Source organism: Inquilinus sp. (assembly GCF_039594555.1).
GTDB lineage: Bacteria > Pseudomonadota > Alphaproteobacteria > DSM-16000 > Inquilinaceae > Inquilinus.
In genome coordinates this window covers 1-6,420 of the sequence record NZ_JBCNNF010000395.1, presented here as the reverse complement: position 1 = coordinate 6,420, position 6,420 = coordinate 1, and the positions used below count along the sequence as shown (strand labels likewise).

Annotated in this window: 6 protein-coding genes; 4 read left to right on the top strand and 2 right to left on the bottom strand. The window is 72.3% G+C overall.

The window, feature by feature from the left end; all coding sequences use genetic code 11:
- Positions 1–156 precede the first annotated feature (156 nt).
- The 3 genes from ABDW35_RS29660 to ABDW35_RS29650 are packed head-to-tail and all read left to right on the top strand — an operon-like array spanning position 157 to position 4,194.
- Entirely contained in the window at positions 157–1,917 is a 1,761-nt protein-coding gene (locus tag ABDW35_RS29660) for an ATP-binding cassette domain-containing protein (protein ID WP_343717449.1), read from the top strand.
- Positions 1,917–3,083 carry an ABC transporter permease gene (locus ABDW35_RS29655; RefSeq protein ID WP_343717448.1) on the top strand — a complete coding sequence of 389 codons (1,167 nt, stop codon included), beginning with the start codon at positions 1,917–1,919 and terminating at the stop codon, positions 3,081–3,083. Before ABDW35_RS29660 ends, ABDW35_RS29655 begins: the two co-directional genes overlap by 1 nt.
- Before the next feature lies 1 nt (position 3,084).
- Entirely contained in the window at positions 3,085–4,194 is a 1,110-nt protein-coding gene (locus ABDW35_RS29650) for an ABC transporter permease (RefSeq protein WP_343717447.1), read from the top strand.
- Positions 4,195–4,203: 9 nt separating this feature from the next.
- Here the strand turns inward: ABDW35_RS29650 and ABDW35_RS29645 are convergent, their stop codons facing one another.
- On the bottom strand, positions 4,204–4,392 hold the full coding sequence (locus ABDW35_RS29645; protein WP_343717446.1) for a hypothetical protein: 189 nt from the start codon (positions 4,390–4,392) through the stop codon (positions 4,204–4,206).
- Positions 4,393–4,595: 203 nt separating this feature from the next.
- On the opposite strand from ABDW35_RS29645, the gene ABDW35_RS29640 reads away from it, so the two are divergent.
- Positions 4,596–5,810, top strand: coding sequence for a benzoate/H(+) symporter BenE family transporter (locus tag ABDW35_RS29640; protein WP_343717445.1), 1,215 nt, complete (start codon positions 4,596–4,598; stop codon positions 5,808–5,810).
- Between the two features lie 3 nt (positions 5,811–5,813).
- Here the strand turns inward: ABDW35_RS29640 and ABDW35_RS29635 are convergent.
- Positions 5,814–6,420: helix-turn-helix domain-containing protein (locus tag ABDW35_RS29635; RefSeq protein WP_343717444.1), on the bottom strand; the 607-nt coding region annotated here is incomplete at its 5' end.

The following is a 6,420-nucleotide window of genomic DNA, read 5'->3' as shown; positions in this document are numbered from 1 at the left end:
CTCGACCGGCCGGAGCCGCCCCCTCACCCGAAATCGCCAGGGCGATTTCGACCTCTCCCCAAGGAGAGGTGAATGGGACTGCGCACCATTTCCCTCTCCTCGGGGAGAGGGAGGGGCCCGTCGCGTTGGCGACGGGAGGGTGAGGGGGAGCAGGCCATGCCGGTGAACCAGTCTCTTCCCCCTTCCGAGCCGATGCCGGACCTGGTCCGCATCGACGGGGTGACCAAGCGCTTCGGGCCGGGCAGGCCGGCGCTCGACGCGGTCACCGCCGCGATCGGCGGCGGCCGGATCACCGGGCTGGTCGGTCCGGACGGGGCGGGCAAGACCACGCTGATCCGGCTGATGACCGCGCTGCTGTGGCCCGAGGAAGGGACCCTGACCGTGCTCGGCCATGACAGCCGGGCCGAGCCGGCGCCGATCCAGGCCGCGATCGGCTACATGCCGCAGCGCTTCGGCCTGTATGAGGACCTGACGGTGCAGGAGAATCTCGACCTCTACGCCGATCTCCGCGCCCTGCCGCAGGCCGAGCGGCCGGCGGTGTTCGACGAGCTGCTGACCTTCACCGACCTGAAGCGCTTCACCGGCCGGCTGGCCGGCAAGCTGTCCGGCGGCATGAAGCAGAAGCTGGGCCTCGGCTGCGCCCTGCTGCGCAAGCCGCGCCTGCTGCTGCTGGACGAGCCGGGCGTCGGCGTCGACCCGATCTCGCGGCGCGAGCTGTGGGGCATGGTGCGCGACCTGACGCGCGAGGGCATCGGCGTGGTCTGGTCGACCGCCTATCTCGACGAGGCCGAGAAATGCGACCGGGTGCTGCTGCTGAATGAGGGCAGGCTGCTCTACGAGGGCGAGCCGGGCGGGCTGACCGGCCGGGTCGAGGGCCGGGTGTTCCGGCTGACCGGGGTCGCGGGCCGGCGGCGGCAGGTGCTGGCGGCGGCGCTGGACCGCCCCGGCGTGATCGACGGCGTCATCCAGGGCACCGCGATCCGGCTGGTGACGAAGGAGAAGGGCCAGCCCCCGGAACCGCCGCCGGAGGCGGGCGCGGAGGCCAGGGTCGGCCCGGCGGCGCCGCGCTTCGAGGACGCCTTCGTCGACATCCTCGGCGGCGGTCCCGGCGGCCGGTCGAGGCTGGCCGAGGCGCGCGAGGCGCTGCCGCCGCGTGAGGGCCCGGTGATCGAGGCGCGCGGCCTGACCAAGCGCTTCGGCGACTTCACCGCCGCGGCCGACATCAGCTTCGACATCCCGCGCGGCGAGATCTTCGGGCTGCTCGGCCCCAACGGCGCCGGCAAGTCGACCACCTTCAAGATGCTGTGCGGCCTGCTGAAGCCGACGGCGGGGGAGGGGCGGGTGGCCGGCTTCGACCTCCGCCGCGACGCCGCCGAGGCGCGCAACCGCCTCGGCTACATGGCGCAGAAATTCTCGCTGTACGGCGATCTCAGCGTGGTCCAGAACCTCGACTTCTTCGCCGGCGTCTACGGGCTGGACCGGCGCCGGGCGCAGCGCCAGATCGGGCTGATGCTCGACATCTTCGCGCTGGGCGAGGTGCGGTCGCGCTCGGCCGGCACCCTGCCGCTCGGCTTCAAGCAGCGCCTGGCCCTGGCCTGCGCCGTGATGCACGAGCCCGAGGTGCTGTTCCTGGACGAGCCGACCTCCGGCGTCGACCCGATCAGCCGGCGCGAGTTCTGGACCCATATCAACGGCCTGGTCGAGCGCGGCGTGACCGTGCTGGTGACCACCCATTTCATGGACGAGGCCGAGTATTGCGACCGGATCACGCTGATCTATCGCGGCCGCTCGATCGCCCTCGGCTCGCCGGACGAGCTGAAGGCCAAGGTGGCGGACCGGGATAACCCCGACCCGACCATGGAGGACGCCTTCATCGCCCTGGTCGAGGCCTCGGATGAGAAGAGGGAGGCGGCGTGATGGATCTCCACTTTCCGCCCAAGCAGACCGAGCCCCCCTCCCGCGCCGACCGTCTCCGCCGCTTTGGGGCGCTCTTGCGCAAGGAGAGCCGGCAGATCCTGCGCGACCCGTCCAGCCTGCTGATCGCGGTGGTGCTGCCGGTGCTGCTGCTGTTCCTGTTCGGCTATGCCCTGTCGCTCGACGCCGACCACACCCGGGTCGGCGTGGCGGTGGAGAGCCCGGGGCCGGAGGCGCGCGACCTGGCCGCCGCGTTCCAGGCCTCGCGCTATTTCGATGCCCGCATCGGCACCGACCGGCGTCAATTCGCCGACGACCTGGTGACCAACCGGGTCAAGGGCATCATCGTCATCCCCGCCACCTTCGCCGCCGAGGCGGCGCGGCCCGGCGGCGCGCCGCAGATCCAGATCCTGGTCGACGGCACCGACCCGAACACCGCCAATTTCGTCATGGCCTATGCCCAGGGCGTGCTGTCGGGCTGGCGGGCGATGCGGGCGGCCGGGCACGGTGCCGACGGCGCGCCGATGATCGATGTCGAGCAGCGCGTCTGGTTCAACCAGGAGCTGGTCAGCCGCAACACCCTGGTGCCGGGCGCCATCGCCATCGTCATGACCATGATCGGCACCCTGCTGACCGCCCTGGTGGTGGCGCGGGAGTGGGAGCGGGGGACGATGGAGGCGATGATGGCGACGCCGGTCACGGCGGCGGAGCTGCTGGCCGGCAAGGTGCTGCCCTATTTCGCGCTCGGCCTGGCGTCGCTGACCCTGTGCGTCTTCGTCGCCGTGGTGCTGTTCGGGGTGCCGTTTCGCGGCTCGATCGGGGCGCTGTACCTGGTCTCCGCCGCCTTCCTGTGGCCGGCGCTGGGGCTGGGGCTGATCATCTCCTCGGCGACGAAGAACCAGTTCCTGGCGTCACAGCTGGCCCTGGTGGCGGGCTTCCTGCCGGCCTTTCTGCTGTCGGGCTTCCTGTTCGAGATCAGCTCGATGCCGCGGCCGATCCAGTGGATCACCTATGTCCTGCCGGCGCGCTACTACGTGCCGGCGCTGCAGACCGTGTTCCTGGCCGGGGACATCTGGCCGCTGTACCTGCGCAACATGGCCGTGCTGCTGGTCGAGGGCGCGGTCCTGCTGGCCCTGGCGGCGCGGCTGACCCGGAAGAGGCTGGCCTGAGATGTGGCGCCGCCTGAAGGCCCTGGTGGTCAAGGAACTGCTGGCCGTGCTGCGTGACCCGCGCGGCCGGATGATCCTGATCGTGCCGCCGATCCTACAGCTCTTCGTCTTCGCCTATGCCGCGACGATGGAGGTGAAGAACGTCGACCTCGCCCTCCTGGACCGCGACCGCGGCGCCTGGAGCCAGGAGCTGGTGCGGCGGGTCGAGGGCTCGCCGTACGTCCGCAGCATCCTGGCGGTCGACACGCCGGAGGCGCTGCGGGACGCGATCGACCGGCAGCAGGTGCTGGCGGCGGTGCAGATCGGGCCCGGCTTTTCCCGTGACGTCGCCGCCGGCCGCCCGGCCGACCTCCAGGTGATCCTGGACGGCCGCCGCTCCAACGCCTCGCAGCTGGCCGGCAACTACATCTCGCAGATCGTGGCCGGCATGGCGGCGGACGCCGCCAGCCCCAGCGGCCTGGCCGTGGGGACGGATGCCGCGGTGCCGCGCTTCTGGTTCAACCCGGGGCTGGACACGCAATGGTTCATGGTGCCGAACCTGATCGCGGTGATCGCCGTGCTGATCGGGCTGATCGTCACCGGCCTGTCGATCGCGCGGGAGCGGGAGCTGGGCACCTTCGACCAGCTGCTGGTCTCGCCGCTCCGGGTGCACGAGATCCTGCTGGGCAAGACCATCCCGTCGCTGCTGATCGGCTTCGCCCATTGCAGCTTCTACCTGCTGGCGGCGGTGGTCTGGTTCGGCCTGCCGCTGCGCGGGTCGCTGGGCATGTTCTATGCCGGCGTGTTCTTCTACCTGCTGGCGCTGATCGGCGTCGGGCTGTTCATCTCGTCGCTGTCGGCGACGCAGCAGCAGGCGATCCTGGGATCCTTCCTGTTCATGATCCCGGCGACGCTGATGTCCGGCTTCGCCACGCCGATCGACAACATGCCGGGCTGGCTGCAGCCGGTGACTTATCTGAACCCGCTGCGCTACTTCATCGTCATCGTCCGCGGCGTGTTCCTGAAGGGGCTGCCGGTCGAGGAGATGCTGCGCAACACCGCGCCGCTGGCGCTGATCGCCCTGGCGACGCTCAGCGCCGCCGCCTGGATGTTCCGCCGCCGAATGGAATGACCGGGCGCCTTACGGCAGCGGGACGACGCGGTTGTACGGGTCGTCGCCGGGCTCGCGGGCCGGGGCGGTGCGGTCCAGCGCCGCGGGCGTCGGGTTGTGGACCGAGACGTTGAACTGGTCGCCCGGGACCTGGGGCGACGAGCAGGCGGCCATGGCGAGGCCGGCCGCGATCAATGACAGAACTGCCGGAACCCGCATCACACATACTCCCCCGGGTGCCGTCGCCCGTCGACGGCATCACCCCTCACCGTACGATCCTCCTCCCCGCTGCGCTCCGCTGCAAGCCCGAAACCGGTTACGGTTGTATCCAAACAATTGATTTGTTTCGGAGGGCGCCGTCTGGCCTTAGCGTCTGAGGCCGCCGGTCGGCAGCCTGCCCCGGCCCAGACCAGAGGCCGGCGATGCGGACCGACACTTCCTCCACCCTCGACGCGCCCGGCGGCGCGAAGACGGCGCCGCGCGGCGGCTCGGCGCTGCAGCCGGTCGCGGCCGGCGTGCTGGCCGCCATCGTCGGCTTCGCCAGCGCCTTCACCGTGGTGCTGCAGGGCCTGGCGGCGGCCGGCGCCACCCCGGCCCAGGCGGCGTCCGGCCTGCTCGCCGTCTGCATCGGCCAGGGGCTGCTGGCGATCCTGCTGTCCTGGCGGTCGCGGATGCCGATCAGCATCGCCTGGTCAACCCCCGGCGCGGCGCTGCTGGTGGCGACGGGCGTGCCGGATGGCGGCTTCGCGGCCGCGGCCGGCGCCTTCCTGGTGGCCGGGGCCCTGGTGGTCGCGGCCGGGCTGTGGCGCCCCTTCGGCCGGCTGGTGACGGCGATCCCGACGCCGCTGGCCAGCGCCATGCTGGCCGGGGTGCTGCTCGATCTCTGCCTGGCCCCGGCGCGGGCGGTCGGCGCCATGCCGTTGCTGGCCCTGCCGGTGGTGCTGGTCTGGGCCCTGGCCTGGCGCTTCGCCCGGCTCTACGCCGTGCCGCTGGCCGTGGTCGCCGCCCTGGCGATGATCGGCCTGACCACCGCGGTGCCGCCGGAGGCCTTCGCCCATCTCTGGCCGCAGCCGGTCTTCGTCGCTCCGGCGTTCTCGACCGGTGCGATCATCGGCATCGCCGTGCCGCTGTTCATCGTCACCATGGCGTCGCAGAACGTGCCGGGCCTGGCGGTGCTGAACGCCAATGGCTACCGCCCGCCGGTCGGGCCGCTGTTCGTCGCCACCGGCCTGACCAGCGGCCTGGCCGCGCTGATCGGCGGCCACGCGGTCAACCTGTCGGCGATCACCGCGGCGCTCTGCGCCTCGGCCGAGGCGCATCCCGACCCGGCGCGGCGCTGGCCGGCCGCGGTGGTGGCCGGGGCGGTCTATGTCGTGATCGGCCTGTTCGCCGGCTTCGCCGCCGCCTTCATCGCCGCGTCGCCGCCGCTGCTGATCCAGGCGGTGGCCGGCCTCGCCCTGCTGGGCAGCCTGGGCGGCGCCCTGTCGACCGCGCTGGCGCGGGAGGAGGAGCGGCTGCCGGCGGTGGTCACCTTCGTCACCACCGTGTCCGGCCTGTCGCTGTTCGGCATCGGCGCCGCCTTCTGGGGCCTGGTGGCCGGCGGCGCGATGATGGCGCTGGCGCGGCTGAAGCTCTGAGCCTCAGGCGCCGTCCTCCAGCCCGGGCGGCACGCCCAGCCGCTCCTTCAGCCCGGCCCAGCCCTGCGGCGTGACCTCGACGGCACGGGAGGAGGGGGAGCGCCGCAGCCAGCCCTTGTCGCACAGCACCGCGAGGAACCGCACCCCCAGCGGCCCGGCCAGGTGGTGCTCGCGCTCGGTCCAGTCCAGGCATTGCCGGGCCAGGCCGCGCCGGGTCGGGCGCAGCGCGCCGACATCGAGGCCGAGTCCGGCGAACCAGTCATGCCCGTCCGCCGTCACCTCGAACCGCTTCTCCGGCGCCGGCACGATCAGCGCCCGCTCCTGCAGCGCCCGGGTCACCGCCACGCCCAGCCGGCCGGCCAGGTGGTCGTAGCAGCAGCGGGCGAAGCAGAAGCGGCGGGCGTCGCGGCTCAGCGGCTTGCGGCGCACGGCGCTGTGCGGCGCGATCGCGGACAGCTGCTCGAGCGCCTGGGCGACATGGGCGCCGGCCAGGCGGAAATAGCGGTGCCGGCCCTCGGTCTCGACCGTCAGCATCCCGCCCTCCAGCAGCTTGGCGAGATGCGAGCTGGCGGTCTGCGGCGTCACCCCGGCGGCATAGGCCAGCTCGCAT

Excerpts from the sequence above, each read along its gene's own strand:
- ABDW35_RS29660 (WP_343717449.1), top strand. The coding sequence starts at position 157 with ATGCCGGTGAACCAGTCTCTTCCCCCTTCCGAGCCGATGCCGGACCTG.
- ABDW35_RS29655 (WP_343717448.1), top strand. The coding sequence starts at position 1,917 with ATGGATCTCCACTTTCCGCCCAAGCAGACCGAGCCCCCCTCCCGCGCC.
- ABDW35_RS29650 (WP_343717447.1), top strand. The coding sequence starts at position 3,085 with ATGTGGCGCCGCCTGAAGGCCCTGGTGGTCAAGGAACTGCTGGCCGTG.
- ABDW35_RS29645 (WP_343717446.1), bottom strand. The coding sequence starts at position 4,392 with ATGCGGGTTCCGGCAGTTCTGTCATTGATCGCGGCCGGCCTCGCCATG.
- ABDW35_RS29640 (WP_343717445.1), top strand. The coding sequence starts at position 4,596 with ATGCGGACCGACACTTCCTCCACCCTCGACGCGCCCGGCGGCGCGAAG.